Annotated in this window: 18 protein-coding genes and 1 riboswitch; of the genes, 7 read left to right on the forward strand and 11 right to left on the reverse strand. The window is 72.1% G+C overall.

Annotated elements, in window-relative coordinates; all coding sequences use genetic code 11:
* The first annotated feature begins 76 nt into the window (after positions 1 to 76).
* Positions 77 to 1,174, forward strand: coding sequence for an NAD(P)-binding domain-containing protein (locus tag PKE79_RS14075; protein WP_271174337.1), 1,098 nt, complete (start codon positions 77 to 79; stop codon positions 1,172 to 1,174).
* A 131-nt stretch (positions 1,175 to 1,305) separates the two neighbouring features.
* Complete coding sequence (locus PKE79_RS14080; RefSeq protein ID WP_271174338.1) at positions 1,306 to 2,583, forward strand: ATP-binding protein; 1,278 nt, start codon at positions 1,306 to 1,308, stop codon at positions 2,581 to 2,583.
* Positions 2,584 to 2,679: 96 nt separating this feature from the next.
* Here the strand turns inward: PKE79_RS14080 and PKE79_RS14085 are convergent, their stop codons facing one another.
* From PKE79_RS14085 to rlmN, 3 genes are all read right to left on the reverse strand, one after another.
* Positions 2,680 to 3,594 (reverse strand): cytochrome b/b6 domain-containing protein, encoded by a 915-nt coding sequence (locus PKE79_RS14085; protein WP_271174339.1) that lies wholly within the window; start codon positions 3,592 to 3,594, stop codon positions 2,680 to 2,682.
* 100 nt (positions 3,595 to 3,694) lie between these two features.
* Positions 3,695 to 4,708, reverse strand: coding sequence for an aldo/keto reductase family protein (locus PKE79_RS14090; protein ID WP_271174340.1), 1,014 nt, complete (start codon positions 4,706 to 4,708; stop codon positions 3,695 to 3,697).
* Positions 4,709 to 4,771: 63 nt separating this feature from the next.
* Positions 4,772 to 6,025, reverse strand: coding sequence for a dual-specificity RNA methyltransferase RlmN (gene rlmN / locus PKE79_RS14095; protein ID WP_271174341.1), 1,254 nt, complete (start codon positions 6,023 to 6,025; stop codon positions 4,772 to 4,774).
* 60 nt (positions 6,026 to 6,085) lie between these two features.
* On the opposite strand from rlmN, the gene PKE79_RS14100 reads away from it, so the two are divergent.
* Positions 6,086 to 6,811, forward strand: coding sequence for an aminoglycoside 3'-phosphotransferase (locus tag PKE79_RS14100; RefSeq protein ID WP_271174342.1), 726 nt, complete (start codon positions 6,086 to 6,088; stop codon positions 6,809 to 6,811).
* A gap of 6 nt (positions 6,812 to 6,817) precedes the next feature.
* On the opposite strand, the gene PKE79_RS14105 is transcribed toward PKE79_RS14100, so the two are convergent.
* Positions 6,818 to 7,657 carry an SDR family oxidoreductase gene (locus PKE79_RS14105; protein ID WP_271174343.1) on the reverse strand — a complete coding sequence of 280 codons (840 nt, stop codon included), beginning with the start codon at positions 7,655 to 7,657 and terminating at the stop codon, positions 6,818 to 6,820.
* Between the two features lie 217 nt (positions 7,658 to 7,874).
* Between PKE79_RS14105 and PKE79_RS14110 the strand changes: the two genes are divergently transcribed.
* A complete protein-coding gene (locus tag PKE79_RS14110) occupies positions 7,875 to 9,134 on the forward strand; it encodes an Nramp family divalent metal transporter (RefSeq protein ID WP_271174344.1) in 1,260 nt (419 codons plus the stop codon).
* A gap of 12 nt (positions 9,135 to 9,146) precedes the next feature.
* Here the strand turns inward: PKE79_RS14110 and PKE79_RS14115 are convergent, their stop codons facing one another.
* The 4 genes from PKE79_RS14115 to PKE79_RS14130 all read right to left on the reverse strand — a co-directional run bounded on the left by PKE79_RS14115 (position 9,147) and on the right by PKE79_RS14130 (position 13,099).
* Positions 9,147 to 10,145 (reverse strand): aldo/keto reductase, encoded by a 999-nt coding sequence (locus PKE79_RS14115; RefSeq protein WP_271174345.1) that lies wholly within the window; start codon positions 10,143 to 10,145, stop codon positions 9,147 to 9,149.
* A gap of 65 nt (positions 10,146 to 10,210) precedes the next feature.
* Positions 10,211 to 10,996 carry an energy-coupling factor transporter transmembrane component T family protein gene (locus PKE79_RS14120; RefSeq protein WP_271174346.1) on the reverse strand — a complete coding sequence of 262 codons (786 nt, stop codon included), beginning with the start codon at positions 10,994 to 10,996 and terminating at the stop codon, positions 10,211 to 10,213.
* The gene (locus PKE79_RS14125; RefSeq protein ID WP_271174347.1) at positions 10,993 to 12,477 is read right to left on the reverse strand and encodes an ABC transporter ATP-binding protein; all 1,485 of its coding nucleotides are present in this window, start codon (positions 12,475 to 12,477) and stop codon (positions 10,993 to 10,995) included. The genes PKE79_RS14120 and PKE79_RS14125 overlap by 4 nt, the downstream gene beginning before the upstream one ends.
* 1 nt (position 12,478) lies before the next feature.
* Positions 12,479 to 13,099: an ECF transporter S component gene (locus PKE79_RS14130; protein WP_271174348.1), complete on the reverse strand. Its 621-nt coding sequence runs from the start codon at positions 13,097 to 13,099 to the stop codon at positions 12,479 to 12,481.
* Positions 13,091 to 13,201: riboswitch (TPP riboswitch) on the reverse strand. It overlaps the preceding gene by 9 nt.
* 65 nt (positions 13,202 to 13,266) lie before the next feature.
* Here PKE79_RS14130 and PKE79_RS14135 point away from each other — a divergent pair.
* A complete protein-coding gene (locus tag PKE79_RS14135; protein WP_271174349.1) occupies positions 13,267 to 14,658 on the forward strand; it encodes a D-alanyl-D-alanine carboxypeptidase family protein in 1,392 nt (463 codons plus the stop codon).
* Positions 14,659 to 14,910: 252 nt separating this feature from the next.
* Here PKE79_RS14135 and PKE79_RS14140 read toward each other — a convergent pair whose 3' ends face one another.
* Positions 14,911 to 18,366 carry a bifunctional proline dehydrogenase/L-glutamate gamma-semialdehyde dehydrogenase gene (locus tag PKE79_RS14140; RefSeq protein WP_271174350.1) on the reverse strand — a complete coding sequence of 1,152 codons (3,456 nt, stop codon included), beginning with the start codon at positions 18,364 to 18,366 and terminating at the stop codon, positions 14,911 to 14,913.
* A 99-nt stretch (positions 18,367 to 18,465) separates the two neighbouring features.
* On the opposite strand from PKE79_RS14140, the gene PKE79_RS14145 reads away from it, so the two are divergent.
* Together PKE79_RS14145 and PKE79_RS14150 are read left to right on the forward strand one after the other, a co-directional pair.
* Positions 18,466 to 19,365: a LysR family transcriptional regulator gene (locus PKE79_RS14145; protein WP_271174351.1), complete on the forward strand. Its 900-nt coding sequence runs from the start codon at positions 18,466 to 18,468 to the stop codon at positions 19,363 to 19,365.
* Between the two features lie 59 nt (positions 19,366 to 19,424).
* On the forward strand, positions 19,425 to 20,411 hold the full coding sequence (locus PKE79_RS14150; RefSeq protein ID WP_271174352.1) for a nuclease-related domain-containing protein: 987 nt from the start codon (positions 19,425 to 19,427) through the stop codon (positions 20,409 to 20,411).
* Positions 20,412 to 20,438: 27 nt separating this feature from the next.
* On the opposite strand, the gene PKE79_RS14155 is transcribed toward PKE79_RS14150, so the two are convergent.
* On the reverse strand, positions 20,439 to 21,371 hold the full coding sequence (locus PKE79_RS14155) for an aminotransferase class IV (protein ID WP_271174353.1): 933 nt from the start codon (positions 21,369 to 21,371) through the stop codon (positions 20,439 to 20,441).
* A gap of 22 nt (positions 21,372 to 21,393) precedes the next feature.
* Positions 21,394 to 22,353, reverse strand: a complete 960-nt coding sequence (locus PKE79_RS14160) for a phosphotransferase enzyme family protein (protein ID WP_271174354.1) — start codon at positions 22,351 to 22,353, stop codon at positions 21,394 to 21,396.
* Positions 22,354 to 22,526: the final 173 nt, after the last annotated feature.

Below are 22,526 nucleotides of genomic sequence, written 5' to 3' on the forward strand. Positions count from 1 at the left end.
ATGCGGAATGATCGACCCCGCGTGCATCCATGCACTCGCATGGAATAGTCGGCACGCCGCCCGCGTTGCGCCGGATATGACTCCGCAGCCCGTCGACGTCGTCGTCATCGGCGCCGGGCAGGCCGGACTCTCCGCGGCCTTCCACCTCCGCCGTCGCGGATTCGCGCCCGTCGACGAGGGCGGCGAGCGCACCTTCGTCGTGCTCGACGCGAACGCCGCACCGGGTGGCGCGTGGCAGCATCGCTGGGCCTCGCTGCGCATGGGCACGGTCAACGGCATCCACGAGCTCCCCGGCCATCCTGTGCCTCAGGCGGATCCGGCGAGCGCGAGCCGCGACGTCCTCCCCGCGTACTTCGCGGAGTACGAGCGGATGTTCGACCTGCGCGTGCACCGTCCGGTCGCCGTGCGCGCGGTGCGGCGCGAGGACGACCACCCCGATGGCCGCCTGCGTGTCGAGACGGATCGCGGCGCCTGGTCGGCGCGCTTCGTCGTCAACGCCACGGGAACGTGGACGAGCCCCTTCGTCCCGCGCTACCCGGGCCAGGAGCGCTTCCTCGGACGCCAGCTCCATGTCGCGGACTACGTCTCCGCCGACGAGTTCGCCGGGCAGCGCGTGATCGTGGTCGGCGCGGGCATCTCGGCCGTCCAGCTGCTCGACGAGATCTCGCGCGTTGCCGACACCGTGTGGATGACCCGGCGCGAGCCGCGATGGATAGACGACGACTTCGACGAGGCGGCTCGCATCGCGGCGATCGCCGGGGTCGAGGAGCGTGTGAGCCGCGGCCTCCCTCCCGGCAGCGTCATCTCGGTGACGGGCATGCACTGGACGCCCTGGGCGCGGGCCGCCCGCGACCGCGGAGTGCTCGTGCGCCATCCGATGTTCGCGCGGATCGAGGAGGACGGGGTGCGGATGGCCGACGGCACGTTCATCGCCGCCGACGCGATCCTCTGGGCCACCGGATTCCGGCCGGCGCTGCGTCACCTCGCGCCCCTGGGCCTGCGGACACCCGATGGCGGCATCCGCGCCTCGCACGGGCGCGCCGTCGACGAGCCGCGGCTCTTCCTCATCGGGTACGGGCCGTCCGCGTCCACGGTCGGCGCGAATCGCGCCGGGCGTGCGGCCGTGAATGCGATCGTCGCTGAGCTCGACCGCGCGGGCGCGCAGGCGGCGTGATCGACGCGCCACCGCCGTCCGCTACGCTGTCCGTTACCGTCCCGCACCCGGGACCGCGATGACGCGGCACGACCCCTGCCGGCACCTCTCCGCCGCTCCCCCGAGAGCGACCGCTGCCGCCAGGAGGCATCATGAGCCGTACCCGAATCCGCGACTTCCACGACGACGATCTCGACGGGATCGTCCGACTGTGGGAGGACTCCCACGACGATGACGCACCCGTCTACGCACTGTCGGAGGTCATCGCGTCGTGCCAGGCCGACCACGCGGTCGTCGCCGTGCGCGACGACGAGATCGTCGGCGCCGCCGTCGGCCGTGCCGCGCACGCGCAGGGCTGGGTGGTGTTCTTCGCGGTGGCGCCGCACGAGCGCACCGACCGCGTCGAGGCAGGGCTCCTCGACGCGCTGGAGCGGCGGATGGCTCCGCTCGGCCTGGGCAAGCTGTCGATCCTCGTCGCGGATCGGGCGGGAGCGATCGACGGCCTCACCGCGAACGGATTCGAGGCGCGCACACAGCTGCGGTACCTCGAGCGCCAGATGCCCGTGCAGCGCCGTGAGCTCGATCTCCTGAAGGGCGTAGGTGGGCGCATCCTCCCCCGCCACCTGTGGGATGCCGTGAGCGGCATGCAGCTCGAGAAGGACCTGCTCGAGGAACGGCTCGTCGTGCCGCTGTCGCGACCCGACCTCGCCGATCGGTTCGGGGTCGTGCCGCCGCGCGCGGTCATGCTGTTCGGACCTCCCGGCACGGGCAAGACGACCTTCGCGAAGGCGGTGGCCTCGCGCCTCGACTGGCCGTTCGTCGAGCTGTTCCCCTCGCGCCTGTCGGGTGAGCCGGGCGGGCTCGCCGCGGCCCTGCGCGCGACGTTCGAGATGATCGGCGAGCTCGAGCACGCGGTCGTGTTCATCGACGAGGTCGAGGAGATCGCGGCACGGCGTGGAGGCGAGCCGCCGTCGCCCATGCAGGGCGTGACGAACGAGCTGCTGAAGCTCGTGGCAGAGTTCCGCGAGCGCGAAGGGCGTCTGCTCGTGTGCGCGACGAACTTCGTGCGCGCCCTCGACGCGGCGTTCCTGCGACACGGCCGGTTCGACTACGTGATCCCGATCGGGCTCCCCGACGAGGAGGCCCGTCGAGCGATCTGGCGCCGCTACGTGCCGTCGCAGCTCGTCGACGGACTCGATCTCGACGCGCTCGTCGACGCGAGCGACGGCCTCACGCCGGCCGACATCGAGTACGCCGCCCGACGCGCGTCGCAGGAGGCGCTGGCCCGTGCCCTGCGCGACGGCGAGACGGGAGAAGCGGATCTCGGCACCGACGACTACCTCGCGGCGCTCGGCGCGACCAGGGCGACGGTGTCGGAGGAGACGGCGCGCGAGTTCCGCGACGACGTGCAGACCATCGCGCGGCTGTGACGGCGCGGCCCCGGCCGCCGAGACTAGCGTCGGTCGTCGAGGCCGGTGCCCGGAGCGCTGGTCTCGACGACGGACGCGAGTCTCAGGCAGCCGCGCCTACTTGCGCAGGCGGACCTCTCCGAAGCGCCGGGCGAACGCCGCGATCCACGCGTCCTTGCGGATGGCGAACCAGCCGACCACGAGGGCCACGACCGAGAGCGCGAAGATCCCGAAGCCGAGCCATCCGTCGCCGTCGTTCCCGGCGTACATCGTGTTGAGGTTGCGGAGCATCCCGGTCGTGAGCACGAGCCCCACGTGCACGACGACGAACGCCACGAAGAACAGCATCGTCGGCCAGTGCAGGGCCTTCGCGATGCGCTCGGGGAAGAGCGCGCTCAGTCGCTCGCTCTGGCGCGGCCAGAAGGCGCTCAGGCGGAACCCCGTGATCGCCGCGAGCGGAGCGGCGAGGAAGACGATCGCGAAGTAGCTCAGCTGCTGCAGCGCGTTGTAGTTCGTCCAGCCATCGTGCGTCGGCCAATCGAAGGACGCGTACTGGATGAGCGCCGACAGCGCGTTCGGGAAGACGTCCGCGCTCGTCGGCACGATGCGTGCCCAGTGACCCGACGCGAACAGGAGCACGACGAAGACGACGCCGTTGACCAGCCACAGCACGTCGACCGCGATGTGGCCCCACAGCGCGAGGCTCATCCGGCGCTTCTTCACGCGCTTCGACGACCACAGCCCTCCGGCCACCTTCTCGTTCCGCACACGCAGCCCCGAGCGGATGATCAGCACGAGGAAGAACGCGTTGAGGAAGTGCGTCCACGAGACCCACGCGGGGATGCCCGGGGTGACGAAGTCGGGGAGCGTCGAGTCGCCGGGGTACGCGCGCAGGAAGTCCGCGACGGGCTCCAGGCTGGCGACGACGCGCACCGCGGCGACACCCGCGGCGGCGAGGACGAGGAGACCGGCGGCGCCCAGCAGGTACGCGAGCGCACGCGGCCATGGCGTGCGGGGGCGGGGGGACGTCACGAGAAGATCATGCCAATCGCGGCACCTCATCCGGAAACCGGATGAAACACAACGCACACGGAGGGCTCGCGGCCGCTCAGCCGCGAGCCCTCCGTGTCGTTCAGACCAGTCGGGTCTTCGGCGAGACGCCGTACGTGTCCTCGGGGTCGTCGTTCACGACGCCCTCGAGCGCCGCGTCGATCGCGGCCAGGACTCCGGGCTCGAGGACGACGCCCGACGCCTTGACCGTGTCGGCGAGCTGCTCGGGACGCGAGGCGCCGACGAGCGCGGCCGCCACGTTCTTGTTCTGAAGCACCCACGCGATCGCGAGCTGCGGCATCGTGAGACCCAGGTCGGCCGCGATCGGCTTGAGGCGCTGGACGGCGGTGAGCGTCTCCTCGGTGAGGAAGCGCTGGATGAATCCGGCGCCGCTCTTCTCGTCGGTTGCGCGGCTGCCGGCCGGCACGGGCTGGCCCGGCAGGTACTTGCCGCTCAGGACACCCTGCGCCATGGGCGACCAGACGATCTGCGAGATGCCGAGCTCCTCGCTCGCGGGGACGACCTTGCCCTCGATGACGCGGTGCAGCATCGAGTACTGGGGCTGGTTCGACACGAGCTGGAAGCCGAGCTGCTTCGCGAGCGCGTGGCCCTCACGCAGCTGCTCCGCCGTCCACTCCGAGACCCCGATGTACAGCGCCTTGCCCTGGCGGACGACGTCGGCGAACGCCTGCATCGTCTCCTCGAGGGGCGTCTCGTAGTCATAGCGGTGCGCCTGGAAGAGGTCGACGTAGTCGACGTTCAGGCGGCGCAGCGATCCGTGGATGCCGTCGAAGATGTGCTTGCGGCTGAGCCCGGTGTCGTTCGGCCCCTTCGGACCGATCGGGAAGTAGACCTTCGTGAAGATCTCGAGGCTCTCGCGACGCTGCCCCTTGAGGGCCTCCGCGAGCACCTCCTCGGCCGCGGTGTTGGCGTACGTGTCCGCGGTGTCGAACGTCGTGATGCCGGCATCGAGGGCGGCGTGCACCGTCGCGATCGCCGCGTCGTTCTCGACCTGGGAGGCGTGCGTCACCCAGTTGCCGTAGGTGATCTCGGAGACCTTGAAACCGCTGTTGCCGAGGTAGCGATAGTTGACCATGCCTTCACGCTAGCCGCCCCTGATGGCACCTCGGCGCGAAATCCGGAAACCGCTTGCTACGACTCAGCCCGCGGTCGCTGCCGCAGCCGCCTGATCGTCCTCGGTCGCGACGAGCTGACCGCACGCGCCGTCGATCTCCTTGCCCCGGGTGTCGCGGATGGTCGTGGGCACGCCTGCATCGTTGAGGCGGCGGACGAACTCCATCTGCACCGAGCGCTCCGACGCGTCCCACACCGATCCCGGCGTCGGGTTCAGCGGGATGGGATTCACGTGCACCCAGCCCTTGCCGCGCGCGTTGAGCTTCTCGGCGAGGAGGTCGGCACGCCACGCGTGGTCGTTCATGTCGCGGATGAGGGCGTACTCGATCGAGACGCGGCGTCCGGTCGCGTCGAAGTAGGCGCGCGCGGCGTCGAGCGCCTCGTCGACCTTCCAGCGCGAGTTGACGGGGATGAGCTCGTCGCGCAGCTCGTCGTCGGGCGCGTGCAGCGACAGCGCGAACGTGACGGGGATGTCCTCGGCCGCGAGCTTGCGGATGGCCGGGACCAGCCCCACGGTCGACACCGTGATGCCGCGGGCGCTCATGCCGAGGCCCTCCTTCTTGTCGACCATGACCCGCACCGCCTGCATGACGCGGGCGTAGTTCGCGAGCGGCTCGCCCATCCCCATGAAGACGATGTTCGAGACGCGCTCGGCGCTGTGATCGTCGGCCTTCTTGCCGCCCAGCTCGCCCGACGCGATGACCTGGTTCGCGCGCACGATCTGGTCGACGATCTCGGCCGCCGACATGTTGCGCGTGAGACCCGCCTGCCCCGTCGCGCAGAACGGGCAGTTCATGCCGCAGCCGGCCTGCGACGACACGCACAGCGTGATGCGCCCGGGGTAGCGCATGAGCACCGACTCGACGAGTGCTCCGTCGTGCAGCCTCCAGAGGAACTTGATCGTGTCGCCGCCGTCGGTCTGCAGGCGGCGCACCTCGGTCAGCAGCGGGGGCAGGAGCCCCGCGACGAGCTCCTCGCGCCCTTCCGCGGGGAGGTCCGTCATCGCGGCGGGGTCGCTCGTGTAGTGCGTGAAGTAGTGCTTCGCGAGCTGCTTCGCCCGGAAGCCGGGGAGGCCGAGCTCCTTGACCTTGGCGACGCGCTCCTCGGGCGTGAGGTCGGCGAGGTGCACAGGGGGCTTGCCCCGCTTCGGGCTCGCGAACTGCAGGAGCGGGCGACCGCTCTCGTCCTTCTGCTGCTGCCACCCCTCCGTGCGCGGGCGCACCTGGCGCACGCCGGTGCTCGTCGGGCGTGTCGTCGTGCTCTCGGGGCGCTCGGTCATTCCTCCAGGGTAGAGCCCCGCCCTGCGAAGCCGCTGGTTCCGGCAGGGCAGGATGGCTGCATGAGCATCCCCGTCGACGACATCGCCGTGCCGGACCGCGTGCGCGCCCTCGCGGGGCCCGCGCGGCTCGAGCCCGCCTGGCGGAACGAGCTCGGCGGTCTCACCTTCCGAACCGACGACGGGCGGTACATCAAGTGGGGCCCGCTCGACCTCGAGACGTCCATGGCGGACGAGGCCGAGCGGCTCGCGTGGGCGGTGCGGTGGGCTCGGGTTCCCGAGGTGATCGCGCACGGATCGGATGGCGCCCACGAGTGGATGGTGACGCGCGCGCTCCCGGGGCGGAGCGCGGTCGCACCGCGGTGGCTCGCCGACCCCGCGACGGCCGTGCGCGCCGTGGGCGAGGGCCTGCGGGCGCTGCACGAGGCGCTCCCCGTCGCCGAGTGCCCCTGGTCGTGGCAGGTGCCCGACCGTGTGTCCAACGCCGCGCGCCGCGGCATCCGCGTGCCCGACGCACTCCAGGCCGCGCCGCCCGTCGACCGGCTCGTCGTCTGCCACGGAGACGCCTGCTGCCCGAACACCCTCGTCGACGACGCGGGCCGGTGGGCGGGTCACGTGGATTTCGGCGCGCTCGGCGTCGCCGACCGCTGGGCCGACATCGCGGTGGCCGCCATGAGCACCGAGTGGAACTACGGCCCCGGTTGGGAGGACGCGCTCGTCGAGGCCTACGGCGTCGCACCCGACCGCGAGCGGATGGCGTACTACCGCGACCTGTGGAACGCGACGTGAGCCCGTCTAGAGGAAGACGTCGGGGATGAGGTCCTCGTCGGGCGTCCCGGGCACGGCCGCGTAGCCCGAGAGGTCGGTCACGCCGGCGTCGGCGAGCACGTCCTCGACGATGAGCGTCTGGCCCGAGTACGCGCGCGCCGGCTGGGTGAGAACGACGTGCGCGGCGTCGGCGTAGATCTCCGGCGTCCGGCTGCGCGCCATCATCGCGTCGCCGCCGATGACGTTGCGCACCGCCGCGGTCGCGATGAGCGTCTTCGGCCAGAGCGCGTTCGCGGCGATCCCCGCGTCCGCGAACTCGGCGGCGAGCCCGAGGGTCGCCATGGTCATCCCGAACTTGGCGATGCTGTAGCCGGGATGAGCCCCGAGCCACCGCGGCGTGACGGTGAGCGGCGGCGAGAGCGACAGGATGTGCGGATTGCCGCTCTCGCGCAGGACGGGGATGGCGGCCCGGCTCAGCATGAACGTCCCTCGGACGTTGACGTCCTGCATGAGGTCGTACTTCTTCGCCGCGAGGTCCTCCGAGCCGGAGAGGTCGATCACGCTCGCGTTGTTGACGACGGCGTCGATGCCCCCGAACGTCCCGACGGTCTCCATGACGGCCTGCGCGATCGCGTCGTCGTCGCGCACGTCGCCGACGATCGCGAGGGCCTGCCCGCCCGCGGCGCGGATGGCGTCCGCCGCGGTGTGCACCGTGCCCTCGAGCCGCGGGTGCGGGCTGTCGGTCTTCGCCAGCAGCGCGACGTTGGCCCCGTCGCGCGCGGCGCGCAGCGCGATCGCGAGTCCGATGCCGCGGCTCCCACCCGACATGAGGACCGTCCGCCCTGCGAGGGAACCGTCCTGGATCATCCGCTCTCCTTCGAACGTGCCTGTGGCGCGCGGGCGCGCGCGGGTCCATCCTGCCCCCGCGCGGCACCGACGGGCGAAGGCGTTATCGGATGCGCACAATGCGGCCGCCGCGCTCCCGCCCGCGCACCACCCCGGAGCGGATGCGCCGATCCGCCGCGATCTGCCGTTAGCGTCGGAGTGCGCGGGCCGTGCCGCGCCGCGAGACGAGGAGGTTCGCATGTCGACGTCGCCTGAGCAGACCCCGAAGTGGAAGGTGATCGGCCCCGGCCTGGTCGTCGCGGCGACCGGCGTGGGCTCGGCCGACATGGTCGCGACCCTCGTCGCGGGCTCGAACTACGGCTACATGCTCCTGTGGGCCGTGGTCCTCGGCGTGATCCTCAAGATCGTGCTCGTCGAGGGCGCGGGGCGGTACACGGTCGCGACCGGCCGCACGATCTTCGAGGGATGGCGCTCCCTCGGGCGCTGGCCCGTGTGGTACTTCGCCCCGTACATCGTCATCTGGGGCTTCGTGTACGCGGCGTCGGCCATGAGCTCGACCGCGCTCCCGCTCGTCGCGCTGTTCGGCGGCGAGACCTGGATGTGGGCGGTCGCGATGGGGCTCGCCGGCTTCGTCCTCATCTGGTTCGGCAAGTACCGCTTCTTCGAGCGCATCACGGCCGCGCTCGTCGGCCTCATGTTCGTGACGATCGTGATCCTCGCGATCATCGCGGCGCCCAACGTGTTCCAGGTGCTCACGGGCCTCGTCCCCCTTCTGCCGGATGCCCCGAACGGCATCTTCTACACGCTCGCGCTCGCCGGCGGGGTCGGCGGCACGATCACGCTCGCGGCGTACGGGTACTGGCTGCGAGAGAAGGGGTGGGACCAGCCCCGCTTCCTCCGCGTCATGCGCATCGACAACACGGTCGCGTATGTCGTGACCGGCATCTTCGTGATCTCGATGCTCATCGTCGGGGTCGAGGTCGTGCAGGCAGCGGGTGTGGCGCTGGCGTCCGGCGACCAGGGCCTTCTCGAGCTCGACGCCGTGCTGCGCGAGCGCTACGGCGAGTTCATCGGCGTGTGGTTCCTCGTCGGCTTCTGGGCCGCGGGCTTCTCGTCGGTCCTCGGCGTGTGGAACGGCGTCTCGCTCATGTTCGCCGACTTCATGGGCAACATCACCGGCAAGGGCTCCGATCACGCCGACTCCCGCGGACACGGCAAGTGGTTCCGCGTCTACGTGCTGTGGCTGACGTTCCCGCCCATGCTCATGCTGTTCCTCGACCAGCCGATCTTCCTCGTGCTGCTCTACGGATTCCTCGGCGCGCTCTTCATGCCCTTCCTCGCGATCACGCTCCTGCCCATCCTCAACACCGATCGCGTGCCGACGGAGTTCCGCAACCGCTGGCACCACAACGTCGCGCTCGGCATCACGGCCGTGCTCTTCATCGTGCTCGGGGTGTACCAGGCCTGGAACGCGATCGCGACGGTCATCGCGGGCTGAGCCCGCGCCGCCTCACCAGCGCGGGTGGATGGCCTCGCGCAGGTGGGCGTCGTAGATCCGGCGCACGCCGGCCTCGAACGCCTCGCCGAGCGGGGAGACAGAGCCCGCGGCCGCGTTGCTCCGCGCCTGGGCGATCGAGCGGGCGCCGGGGATGACGCTGCTCACGCCGGGCTGCTGCCAGAGCCACGCGATCGCCGCCTGCGCGGGCGACACGCCCTCGGGTGCCTGCTCGGCGACGAGCGCGCTGAACTCGCGCGCGGCCTGGACGCCGGTCGCGTAGTCGACGCCGGAGAAGGTCTCGCCCACATCGAAGGCCTCGCCCGAGCGGTTGTACGTGCGGTGGTCGTTCGCCGCGAACGAGGTCGTCTCGTCGTACCGCCCGGACAGGAGACCCGAGGCGAGCGGCACCCGGGCGATGATCCCGACCCCGGCCTCCTGCGCCGCGGGGAGCACCTCGTCGAGCGGCTTGAGGCGGAAGGCGTTCACGATGATCTGCACGGTCGCGACGTTCGGCCGTGCGATCGCCGTGAGCGCCTCCGCGACGGTCTCGACGCTCACGCCGTAGTGGGCGATCGCCCCCTCGTCTACGAGCACGTCCAGCGCGTCGAAGACCGCGTCGTCCGCGTACACCGACGACGGCGGGCAGTGCAGCTGGACGAGATCGAGGGTGTCGACGCCGAGGTTGGCGCGCGACCGGTCGGTCCACGCCCGGAAGTTCTCGAGCGTGTAGTTCTCGGGCACCTGATCGACGCGACGGCCCATCTTCGTCGCGACCGTGATGTCGTCGCGCAGACCGCGCTCGTCGAGGAAGCGGCCGATGATCTGCTCGCTGCGGCCGTCGCCGTAGACGTCGGCGGTGTCGAAGAACGTCACGCCGCCCTCCGTCGCCGCCGCGAGCACGCCGAGGGCGTCGGCCTCCGACACGTCGCCCCAGTCGGCCCCGAGCTGCCACGTGCCGAGTCCGACGACGGAGACGTCGCGTCCGGTTCGTCCGAGTGTCCTGTGCTCCATGTCCGCCTCCGCGTCGTGGGTTGTCGAGCCGCGTCCGATTATGCCCGCCCCCGAGGACACCGGGCTCAGCTCGGGCCGAGGATGAAGTTCCACGCGCCCGTCGCGACCGCGACGGCAACCGCGGTGAGCGAGATGCCGAGGCCGATCGCGAGGAGCATCCACTCGCGCGCGCCCCAGGGCGAGCGGCGCGCCCACGTCCGGGCGCGGTCGCTCCCGAAGCCGCGCGCCTCCATCGAGGTCGCGAGGGTCGCCCCGCGACGCAGGGCGAGGACGACGAGGGCGAAGGCCATCCCGAGGACGCGGCGCACGCGCCCGGTATCGGCGACGCCGCGCGCACGACGGGCCAGCTCGAGCTCGCGCCAGTCGTCGAAGAGGAGCCCGACCAGGCGCATGCCGCCGAGCGCGCCGAGCACGAACCGCGCCGGGAGCCGCACGCGCTGCGCGAGACCATCCGCGAGATCCGTCGGATCGACGGTCGCGAAGAGGACGACGCCGGGCAGCGCGAGCGCGAGGATCCGCAGGCACGTCGCGGCGGCGAGGGCGAGCGATCCGTCGCTCACGCGCACGAGCAGCCACTCGAAGTGGACGGTGCCGCTGGGCTCGCCGTACAGCGCGATCGTCACGGCGGCGAGCGGCGCCGCGATCCAGACGGGCGCGGTGCGGCGCCAGAACGTGCGCGCGTCGACGCCGGCGGCGAGGAGCAGCGGGATCTCGAGGAGGAGCGCGACCGCCGCCGAGACGACGTCGATCGTGAGGATGAGCGGGAACGCGATGAGGAGCGCGGCGCCGAGCTTCGCGACCGGGTTCACGTGCGCGAGCGGGCCCCGAGGGATGGGCGGCGCCGGGATCATCCGAGCACCCCCGCTCCGTCGAGGCGGTGGACGCGCGCGTCGAGGGCCGCGAGGACGTCGGCGTCGTGCGTCACGGCGACGACCGCCGACGGAGCGGCGTCTGCTCCGTCGCGCAGCCGCGCGATGATGTCGACGAGCTCGGCCCACGTCGTCGCGTCCTGGCCGAACGTCGGCTCGTCGAGGACGCAGACGCGCGGCCGGGTCGCGAGCATGGCCGCGACCGTGAGGCGGCGCTTCTCGCCGCCCGAGAGGGTATGGGGGTTGGCGTCCGCGAGGTGGGCGAGGCGCAGCGCGGCGAGGAGCTCCTCCCCGCGCGCCGAGATCTCCGCGTCGGGCAGTCGGAGTGCGCGCATGCCCACCTCGAGCTCGGCGCGCACCGTGTTCGCGAGGAGCTGGTGATCGGGCGACTGCAGCACGGTGCCGATCCGGGTGAGGATCTCGCGCGAGCGCCATCGGATGGGCGCGGGGCCCGCCCCTGCCGCGAGTTCGGGTGCCGCCGCCACTCGGCCGTCGACCGGCGGCAGGAGCCCTGCGAGCGTACGCGCGAGGGTCGACTTCCCCGCGCCGTTGCGGCCGGTGATGCCGAGCACCTCGCCGGGGCGCACCTCCAGGTCGACGGGGCCGGCCACGGCCGTGTCGCGCAGGCGCCCCACCTGCAGCGCTTCCGCAGCGAGGAGAGGAGCGCCCGGCGCGTGGCGCGGCGGGCCGGGGCGACGCGGCGGGATGCCCGGCACCCACACGCCGCCCGACGCGAGCTCGGCGCCACGTCGGGCGAGGACGACCTCGGGCGTCCCGTCGGCGACGACGCCCTGCTGACCGCCGCCGAGGACGATCACGCGATCGACGACGGGAAGCCACACGTCGACCCGGTGCTCGACGACGACGAGCGTGGCACCCGTGTGCGCGACGACGCGCGACACCGCGTCGCGCACCTCGACGACCCCTTCGGGATCGAGGTTCGCGGTCGGCTCGTCGAGCAGCAGGAGCCCGGGGCGCATGGCGAGCGCACCGGCGAGGGCGAGGCGCTGCTTCTGCCCGCCCGACAGCGCGGACGTCGAGCGGTCGAGCGGCACGTCGAGGCCGACGATCGCGAGCGCCTCCTGCACGCGCGACCAGATCTCGTCGTGCGGGACGCCGAGGTTCTCGCACCCGAACGCGACGTCGTCCCCGACGCGCGCGAGCACGGCCTGTGCGTCGGGATCCTGCTGCACGAGCCCGGTCCGTCCGCGTGCGGCCTCCGGCGGCGCGCCGTCGACGAGGAGACGGCCCGCCTGCTCTCCCTCGTCCTCCCCGCCGAGCACGCCGGCGAGCGCCTGCAGCACGGTCGACTTGCCCGATCCGCTCGCTCCGAGGAGCAGCACGCGCTCCCCCGGCCGGATCGACAGCGTGACGTCCTGGGCCGCCCATGCCAGGCGCGTGCCGTACCGCCATCCCCACCCCTCGGCGAGGATGCCGCAGGGGCGGGTCTCCGCGGCCGTCACGTCAGACGCGTCGCGCGACGTCGCGCCCCGCGGCGAAGCGGCTGAGCGCTCCGGTCGCCGCGAGTGCGCGCACGATCGCCCAGCCGCCGAGGCCTGCGATGACGGCGCCCGACAGCGTCGTCGACGCGATGTAGATGGCCGTGAAGGCCGCGTCGGCCCCCGCGTACCAGTTGACGATGTCGTTGATGCCGCAGGCGAGGCCCGCCGCAGCGCCCGCGAGCGCCGCGACGACGGGACCGAAGGCGCGGTACAGGAAGATCGCGAGGACGATCTCGGCGCCGAGGCCCTGCACGAGGCCCGAGACGATCGTGAGCGGACCCCACTGGTTGCCGACGAGCGCCGAGATCACGGCGGCGAGCAGCTCGGTGTAGAGCGCGGCGCCCGGCTTGCGGACGACGAGTCCGCCGATCACGCCCGCGATGAGCCACGGGCCGGCGACGAGGCCGCCGAGCCCGGGCAGGAGCGGGCTGAGCAGCGTGCTCGGCAGCTCGTAGGCGATGTTCCAGACGAGGAACACGACCGCGCACGCGACGCCGATCACGCTCGCGACGACGATGTCGACGACCCGCCACGTGAAGCGGCGGCCGGTCGCGGTCTGTCCTGCGGAAACGGACGTGGACATTCGTTCTCCTTCCTTCGCCGGCATGACCCGGATCAGGTTCGACGGTCGACGCGCGGCTCGCGTCCTCTCAGTCCGGCTCGGCGGACTCCCGTGTGATGTGGGCTGATTCTACTCGCATCCCACGAGCCGCTTCCCGTCTTCGCAGGAGCAGCGGGTACCGTATGCGGGTGGCAATCGACGACATCCCTGCGGCGGAGACCGCGCCGTCGCAGGACGCCGCTGCGGCGCTCACGGCGCTCGGCTGGGTCGACCCCGACGCCGTCGCCGCATCGCGCACGGCCGGCGCGCTCCCCACGAGCCGCCTCGTGCCCGTCGAGCCGTCGCTCCTTCCGCCGCGCACGCGCCGCCGGTTCTGGCTCGGGCCGACCGTCACTCTCGGTGTGCTCACCCTCGGCTACGTCGCGTCCTGCGCGGTGTGGCCGCTCACGAACGTCGCCCCCACCATCTCGGATCTCACCGTCGAGACGCCGATCGGCGAGGAGTTCCCCGTCACGTGGCCGGAGGACGGCATCGCCGCCCTCGCGGCGGAGGGCGGCCCCGGCGGCCCGATCGCCTCGAGCGACGAGGCGCTGCCGATGGCGAGCATCACGAAGATCATCACCGCGCTCATGATCATCGAGCGCGAGGGCCTCGAGCTGGGTCAGGATGGGCCGTCCTACGCCTTCACGCAGGCCGACAGCGACGAGTACTGGGCCTATCTCACGGCCGATGAGTCGTCGCTCGATGTCCCCGTGGGCGGCACGCTCACGCTGCGCGAGATGCTGCAGGGCGTCATGCTCGGCTCGGCGAACAACTACGTCGACCGGCTCGTCCTCGAGCTGTGGGGCACGCAGGAGGCCTGGCTCGCCGACGCGCAGGCCTGGCTCGCGCAGCACGAGCTCACGGGCATCACGGTGGCCGACCCGAGCGGCATCGACCCGGCGAACACCGCTGACGCGCGCTCGCTCATCCGCCTCGCCGAGATCGCGCTCGAGGATCCGGTCCTCGCGAGCATCATGGCCGAGGACTCGGTCGTGCTCCCGGGAGCGGGGCTCGTCGAGAACTCGAACCCGCTCATCGGGGACGAGGGCGTGGTCGGCCTGAAGACCGGCTCGCTGTGGTCGACGGGCACGCAGTACTGGAACCTCCTGTCCGCGAAGGAGGTCACGATCGGCCAGACGAGCGTGACGCTCTACGCCGCGGTCGTCGGCCAGCCCGACGACGACAGCCGCGCGATCGTGAGCCGCGAGCTCCTCGCGCAGCTCGAGGAGGGCATGCAGCTCACGACCGCGGTCGCCGCCGAGGTGCCCGTCGCGCACGTCAGGACCGAGTGGGGCGCGCAGAGCACGATCGTGACCGCCGACGAGGCCCAGGTGATCTCGTGGCAGGGCGTCGCGCCATCCACCGATCCGTCGTACGAGGTCGAGCTCGGAGCCGAAGCCGGCGACGAGGTCGGCACGCTGGCCGTGCAGGGCGGGATGGACGACACGAGCGTCGCGCTCACCCTCACCGACGACGTGCCCCCGCCCTCCTTCTGGTGGCGGCTCACGCACCCGCTGTCGCTGCTCGGCCTCGACTGACCCGACCGCCCGAAGCCGGCCAAGCATGTCTCGCTCGGCGCGGGAAGCCGACCGCGCATGTCTCGCTCGGCGCGGGATTCGGCCTCCCTATCCCGCCGGGAGTGAGACATGCAGATCGGGCGACATCCAGAGCGGCCGAGGTGCAGGGCGGGCGGCATGCAGATCGGGCGAGACGCGGACGGACGGGGTGACAGAGGCGGACCGCCCGTGACAGAGGCGGACCGCCCCGGGAGGGAGCGGCCCGCCCTCTGATCAGGCGTCGGCGAGACCCGGAACGACGTACCGGCGCTCGTTGGCGAAGCGGTGCGCGGTGATGGACACCGCCTGCTCGTGGAGGAACGGCAGCATCTCCACGCGGCCGGCCGACGTCACGGGACCGTCGTACACCGCGACGTTGGGGGCGCCGTCCGTCGCCGCCACGACGTCGGCGAGCGCACCGCCGAGGAGGCGGATGCGCCCGCCCGTCTGGGCGAGGCGCGCCGCGCGGGCCGCCCACGCCTCCGCATCCTCGAACGCCACCTCGACGCCTGCGTCCGTCAGCCACGTCGCGACCCGCTCGGGAAGAGCAGTCGGCGTGCTCACGACGAGCTCTGCGCCGACACGCAGCCCCGCGGCCGCCACGCGCACGAGCTCCGCCGACGGGCGTCCGTCGAAGCGGATCGTCACGGGAACCGGCGCGTACCGGAGCACGTTCTGCTCGAGCCGGAGGCCCTGCACATCCCGCGCGACGCCGAACTCCTCCGCGAACGCGACGACGTCGGTCGCGAGCGCCTTCTCGAGCCACTCCGCGCCATCCGCGGTGCCGAGCGCCTCGACCGCGCGCCGTGCCGAGCCATCCACCCTGCTCGCCGTCGCGACGGGTGCATCCGTCCAGGTGCCGAGCCCGAAGAGGTAGCTGGGGCCGCCGGCCTTCGTCCCGGCGCCGACCGCCGACTTCTTCCAGCCGCCGAACGGCTGGCGCTCGACGATCGCGCCGGTCGTGCCGCGGTTCACGTAGGCGTTGCCGACGTCGATGCGCGAGAGCCACCGGGCGATCTCGTCCTCGTCGAGGGCGTGCAGCCCCGACGTGAGGCCGTAGTCGACGGCGCGCACGAGGTCGATCGCCTCGTCGAGGGTCTCGGCCGTCATGATGCCCAGCACGGGGCCGAAGTACTCCGTGAGGTGGAACTCGCTGCCGGGCTGCACGCCGTCGCGGATGCCGGGCGTCCACAGCGCGCCGGAGTCGTCGAGCTGCTTCGGCTCGCGGACCCACGTCTGACCGGGCTCGAGCTCGGTGAGGACGCGGCGGAGCTTGCCCTCAGCGGGGCCGATGAGAGGGCCGATCCGGGCGGCGGCCTGCCACGGCATGCCCACCTCGTAGCCCTCGACGGCGTCGACGAGCTGGCGGCGGAACCGCTCGCTGCGGGCGACCGATCCCACGAGGATGACGAGCGACGCCGCCGAGCACTTCTGGCCGGCGTGGCCGAACGCCGAGTACGCGACGTCCTTCGCGGCGAGGTCGAGGTCCGCCGACGGGGTGACGATGATCGCGTTCTTCCCGCTCGTCTCGGCGAGGAGCGGGAGGTCGCGCCGGAACGACCGGAAGAGCTCGGCGGTCTCGTACGCGCCGGTGAGGATGACGCGCTCGACGCGCTCGTGCGACACGAGACGGCGCCCCAGCTCGTTCTCCTCGACCCGCGCGAGACGCAGCACGTCACGCGGAACGCCCGCCTCCCACAGCGCCTCGGCGAGCACGGCGCCGCAGCGTCGCGCCTGCGACGCCGGCTTGAGGATCACCGGCGACCCTGCGGCGAGCGCGGCGAGGGTCGAGCCTGCGGGGATGGCCACGGGGAAGTTCCAGGGCGGCGTCACGACGGTGAGGCGGACGGGCTCGAACGCGGCCCCGTCGACCTCGGCGAGTCGCAGGGCGCTCTCGGCGTAGTAGTGCGCGAAGTCGATCGCCTCGGAGACCTCGGGGTCACCCTGCTCGATGACCTTGCCGCACTCGGACCCCATGACCTCGAGCAGCTCGGCGCGCCGGGCCTCGAGGATGTCGCCCGCGCGATGCAGGATCGCCGCGCGCTCCGCGGGGGCGAGCGCACGCCATCCCTCGCCCGCCGCGACCGCGCCGTCGACGACGGCGTCGACCTCCTCGAGCGTGCGGAGCGTGTGCGCGGCGAGCGTCTCCTCGCCCAGGGTCGACGCCGCCATGCGGGCGCGGATCTCCGCGGCCCAGGCCCGGTTGCCGGCGATGCTCGGGTCGCTGTCGGGCGCGTTGCGGAAGCCGTCGCGCGGACCCTCGGGCTGCGGCTCACGGCGATCCTGCACCCGGTTGGACGGGGGCACGTCGCTCGGCATGAGGTCGATCGACGCGAGGAAGCGGTCGCGCTCGCGCGCGAACAGGGCGGGATCGGCGTCGAGGTCGAACACGGCCGACATGAAGTTCTCCGGGCTCGCGCCCTCCTCGAGGCGGCGGATGAGGTACGCGATCGCGACGTCGAACTCGTCGGGGTGCACGACCGGCGTGTAGAGGAGGAGCGACCCGACCTCGCGGCGCACGACCGCGGCCTGAGCCTTGGCCATCCCGAGGAGCATCTCGAACTCGAGGCCCGGGCCGCCGGCGATGCCGCGGCGCTTCGCGAGCAGCCACGCGAGCGCGATGTCGAAGAGGTTGTGGCCCGCGACGCCGATGCGCACCGATCGCACGCGCTCGGGGTGCAGCGCGTAGTCGAGCACGGCCTTGTACGACGCGTCGCTGTGCTGCTTGCTCGGCCAGGTCGCGAGCGGCCAGCCGTGGGTCTCCGCGTCGACCTGCTCCATGGGGAGGTTCGCGCCCTTCACCACGCGGACCTTGATCGGGGCGCCGCCTCCCGCGGCGCGCTCACTCGCCCATTCCTGAAGGCGCATCATCGCGCCGAGCGCGTCGGGGAGGTATGCCTGGAGGACGATGCCGGCCTCGACGTCGTGGAACTCCGGGCGCTCGAGAAGGCGCATGAACACCGCGAGCGTGAGGTCGAGGTCCTTGAACTCCTCCATGTCGAGGTTGATGAACGTGCCGTTCGCGCGAGCGGCCGTGTAGAGCGGCGCAAGCGCGGCGACGGCGTGGTCGACGGCCTCGTCGAACGCCCACGGGCTGTGCGGCGCGACGGTCGAGGACACCTTGATCGAGACGTAGTCGACGTCGTCGCGCTCGATGAGGCGTCGGGTTCCGGCGAGGCGCTTGTCGGCCTCGCGCTGGCCGAGGATGGCCTCGCCGAGGAGGTTCACGTTGAGGCGGATGCCCTCGCCGCGCAGGCGCGCGAGCGTCGATCCGAGCTTCTCGTCGCGCGCATCGACGATGAGGTGCCGGACCATCCGGCGCAGGACGGCGCGGCTCGCAGGCACGACGACGCGCGGGAGGACGGGCGCGAGCGCGCCGCCGAGACGGATGAGCCCGCGCAGCGGTGCCGGCAGGAAGCGCGGGATGAGCGGCACGAGACCGGCGAGACAGCGCGCGGCGACGCGCGTGTCCTCGGGGCGCACGACGCCGTCGACGAAGCCGACGGTGAAGGCCAGGCCGTTGGGGTCGCGGAGGACGCCGGCGAGGTTCTTCGCGGCTGCGTCGACCTTCTCGTCGCGCGCCTCGCGCAGCCAGGTGCGGACGAGCGCGATCGCCTCCTCCGCGAGCTGCGGGTCGATGCCGGGGACGTGTGCCGCCTCGTGAGCGGATGACGGGGGTGCGATGGTCATGGCGAGGTCTTTCTCGAGAGGATCGCTCTCATTGTGCGGCCGTCGACCATCCGGCAAAAGCGCACGTTTTCGCGCATGACCTTTCGATATTCTCGAACGATGGCGACTCCCTGGAACAGCCGCGGTCTCCTGCTCCTGCACGAGCTCCGCATGCGCGGCACCCTCTCGGCCGTCGCGGCCGCGCGCAGCTACAGCGCATCGACCGTGTCGCATCAGCTGCAGCAGCTCGAGAGGGAGGTCGGCCTCCCCCTCCTCGAGCCCGAGGGGCGAGGCCTGCGCCTGACGGCAGCGGGCGAGGCGGTCGCCCGCCACGCCGCGCAGCTGCTCGCTGCCGAGGAGGCGCTGCGCGGCGAGCTCGCGGCCCTGGCGCCCGACGCGGCGCCGCTGCGGATCGCGGCGCTCCAGACGAGCGCGCGCACGCTCATCCCCCGCATGCTCGACGCCCTTCGCGACGCCCTCCCCGCGCTGCGCGTCGAGGTGATCGTCACCCCTCCCGAGCACGGCCTCTTCGAGACTGAGGCCGGGGGCTTCGATCTCGCGATGGCCGAGCAGTACCCGGGCCATACTCGGCCGCATCGCGCCGGTCTCGACCGCGAGCTGCTCGGCCGCGACCCGATCCGCTTCGCCGCGGGACCCGCGAGCGGCATCGCGTCGCTCTCCGACGCGCGCGAGGCGGCCTGGGTGATGGAGCCCGAGGGGACAGCCGCCCGCGCGTGGGCGGTGCAGCAGTGCCGGGCTGCGGGGTTCGAGCCCGACATCCGGTATGAGGCGACGGACCTCTCCGCGCACCTCCGTCTCATCGCCGCCGGGCATGCCGTCGGGCTCATCCCGGGGCTCGCCGTCGCGGCCGACGAGGCAGAGCCGCGGCTCGTGGACCTGCCCGGCTCGCCGCACCGCGAGATCTTCACCTCGACGCGCGTGTCGGCACAGCGTCTGCCCGGGCTCCGGATCGCCCGCGACGCCCTCGCGGAGGCGTTCCGCTCGCTCCCCGAGACCTGAGTCGCACCTCAGCGGGACGCCGCGACGAGGATGCCGCCGAGATGTGATGGGCTGGAGTCGTGGATGAGACGCAGTGGCTGTGGGTGGCAGGCGCGGGGTGCGGTGTGCTCCTCATCGCGATCGTGGTGCTCGTCATCGCGAACCGCCGCGGCAGGGAGCGCGCACGTCGTCGTCTGGCGGAGATCGAGGTCGCGAGTGCGACGCGCGCCGCGGAGCTGACCCGCGCGCATGAGGACCAGGTCGCGACGCTGGCGGCCGAGCACGAGAGCCGGCTCGCCGCGGTATCCGACGATCACGAGCGCGAGACCATGCGACTGCGCGCCGAGACGGCGGCGTCGATGGAGGTGGCACGCCGCACGCGCGAGACGCTCGCGACGGGGCTGAAGTGGGAGGCCGCATCGCGTCGGCTCATCCTCGCCGCGTGCGAGCAGCTCGGTCTTCGCGGGAGCCTCCACACGAACGTCGTGTTCATGCCCTCCGACGCGCTCGAGACGCGGACCTTCGTCACGCAGATCGACCACGTGCTCCTGCTCGACGGCGCGCGGCTCGTCATCGAGAACAAGCGCTGGCAGGGCGTGCTCTTCGACGGCGTGCGGCCATCCGCCGTGCACGAGGCGTTCGGCAAGCTCGTCGACGAGAACGACCTCGGCGAGCACTTCGCCGTGCAGCTGCGCCGCGATCCCGAGTCGCCGCAGTCGATCACCGTGAACCGCCATCTCGGCGAGCGGGCGCCCGTCGTGCAGGTGCGGCGTCAGGCGCAGCAGCTCTCGCGCTTCGTCGAGCAGGAGCTGTCGGAGCCGATCTGGTTCGACACCTGCGTGCTCTACTCGCACGAGCGGGCCGAGGCGCACCTCCGACAGCGAGACCAGTCATCGGGCGGGGCGAGCACGTGGGTCGTCGCGGGTGCCGACGGACTCATCGCTTGCCTCGAGTCGTTCGCGAGCCGGACCGGCAACGACGACACGCGGCGAGACGACGCGGCCCTGTTCGAGACGCTGTCCGCCCTCGGCGCCGACGCGACGCGCTTCGGGCCTGACGAGAGCTGATCGACCGGGCGCGCGGGCGCGCGCTTCTCAGCCCGGGACGTGCGCGCGCGTCCAGGCGTCGATCGCTGCGCGCTCGGTCTGCATGAACGCGTTGATCGCGTCGGTCGCGGCGCGATCGTGCGCGATGGCGCGCCCGTCGATCGCGGTGACGGACTGCACGAACGATGCGCCCATCATCCACACCTGGTCGGCCGCGTGCAGCCGCTCGACCTCGACGTCCTCGTAGGCGACCTCGAGGCCGTTCAGCGACGCCCAGGCGAAGAGCTCGACCTGCGTCGTGCCGTGGAGGATGCCGATCCGCGGATGCGGCGTCACGACTCGGGCGCCCTCGCGCAGGACGATCGACGACTGCGGCCCCTCCAGAACGAAGCCGTCGCGGGTCACGTAGACGCCGTTCTGGGCTCCCCGTCGCTCGTACTCGCGCCGCGCCGCCATGTTCGTCGCATACGAGAGGGTCTTGGCGCCGAGAAGCAGCCACGGTGCGCGCTGAGCGGAATCGCGCAGGAGCTCGCGCTCGAGCGTGGCCACCTCGATCTCGGGCTTCTTGGGAGCGAACCCGGGGTCGATGATCGCGAAGACGGTCGGGGACGTCGGCACATCGACCGCCGACAGGGTCGCATCGACCCCGCGCGTGATCACGAGCTTGACGTGGGCGCGGGCGATCGGGCTCATCCGCCGGATGGCCGCGCGCACGAACAGGTCGAGCGCGCGGACGTTCGGGGTCGGCAGGTCGAGCGCGGCCGCTGACTGGAGGAGGCGCCGCACGTGGAGGTGCCAGGCGAGCGGCACGTCGTCGACGATCGTCGTGGCCTCGAAGACCCCGTCGCCGCGGAGCAGCCCGAGGTCGAACGCGGACACGCTCGCGGCGGCGGGGTCGATCGCGCGGATGTCGGGCTCGCCCGCGAAGGACGTGTCGAGGAGCTGGTCGGCCCGCCCGAAGAACACTCCGAAATCGCTCATGGGATCACGCTAGTGCCGGGGTTCAGCGGAGCGAGGCCGCCCACTCGGATGGATCGCTGCCGAACGGGATGGCCATGAGCCCGTGCCAGAGGATGAGAGCTTCGAGCCACGCGCGCTCCGCTTCTCCGAGGGCTCTCACGGACTCGTACCCGCGCCGCAGGCTCTCGCGGGTTGCCACGGAGGTCGGCCGCCAGTCGGTGAACCGGGTGCGCAGGTACACCGACGCGCGTGCGAGGTCGTTCACCCGATGTGAGGTCGCGACCTCGTCGAAGTCCAGCACGGCGGCGACGGTGGAGCCGCGGGTCAGGATGTTCGCGGCCCGGAAGTCGTTGTGCACGAGCTGGGGCGTGTCCTCGAGGTCGGGCAGGTCAACGAGGAGCGCTTCGAGCCGCGAGGAGGCCTCCGGAACCTCACGTCGATCGTGGCGCGCGAGCCAGGTTCGGATCCGTGCTCGCGGGTCGCCGACGTCCATCTGAAGGGCGCTGTCACCGCTTTCGCGGCCCAGGGCGTCGTGGAGTCGAGCAAGGCACTGCCCCGCAGCGTGAACGGCGTCCAGATCAGCCGTGTCGAGCCAGACGCCCGACACCTCGGGGAGGACGGCCATGGAGAGCGGACCGCGCGGGCCGTCCTGCACCGCGCGGGCACGACGTTCCGTCGTCAGGATCGGTTCCGCCACGGGGACCCCGCGCGCCGCAAGCGAGCTGAGGATCTCGGCGGAGGCAGCCAGCCGATCGAACTGCTCCGTCGCGCAGGACCATTTGACGACCAACGGGCCGCTGCCGCTGCGCACCCAGACGATCGCGTTGCGATCGCTGATCACGAGACGGCCGACGCCGTGCAGATCGATGCCCCACACCTCGCGCAACGTGACCGAGAGCCACTCCGAGGCGTCGGGAAGACCGGTGAACCCGAACCGTTCGAGAAGCGCAGCGTCGGGAGAGGTCTGCTCCCACAGCATCGACAGGCCGGCAGGCAGGGTCATGCGGCGATGCTACGGGGAGCAGATCTGGGGACGACCTTCACAGAGCGGTTGTCAGCATCTGAGGTGTTGGGTGAGTTTGGTGTGGAGTCTGGTGCGGGAGGTGGGTGCTGGTCGGTGGCGGTGGTGTCGGTCGATCCAGTTGGGGGCGGCGATGTAGGGCACGCCGTGGTGCA

This window comes from Microbacterium barkeri (assembly GCF_027921765.1).
In the GTDB taxonomy this organism is placed as follows: domain Bacteria; phylum Actinomycetota; class Actinomycetes; order Actinomycetales; family Microbacteriaceae; genus Microbacterium; species Microbacterium barkeri.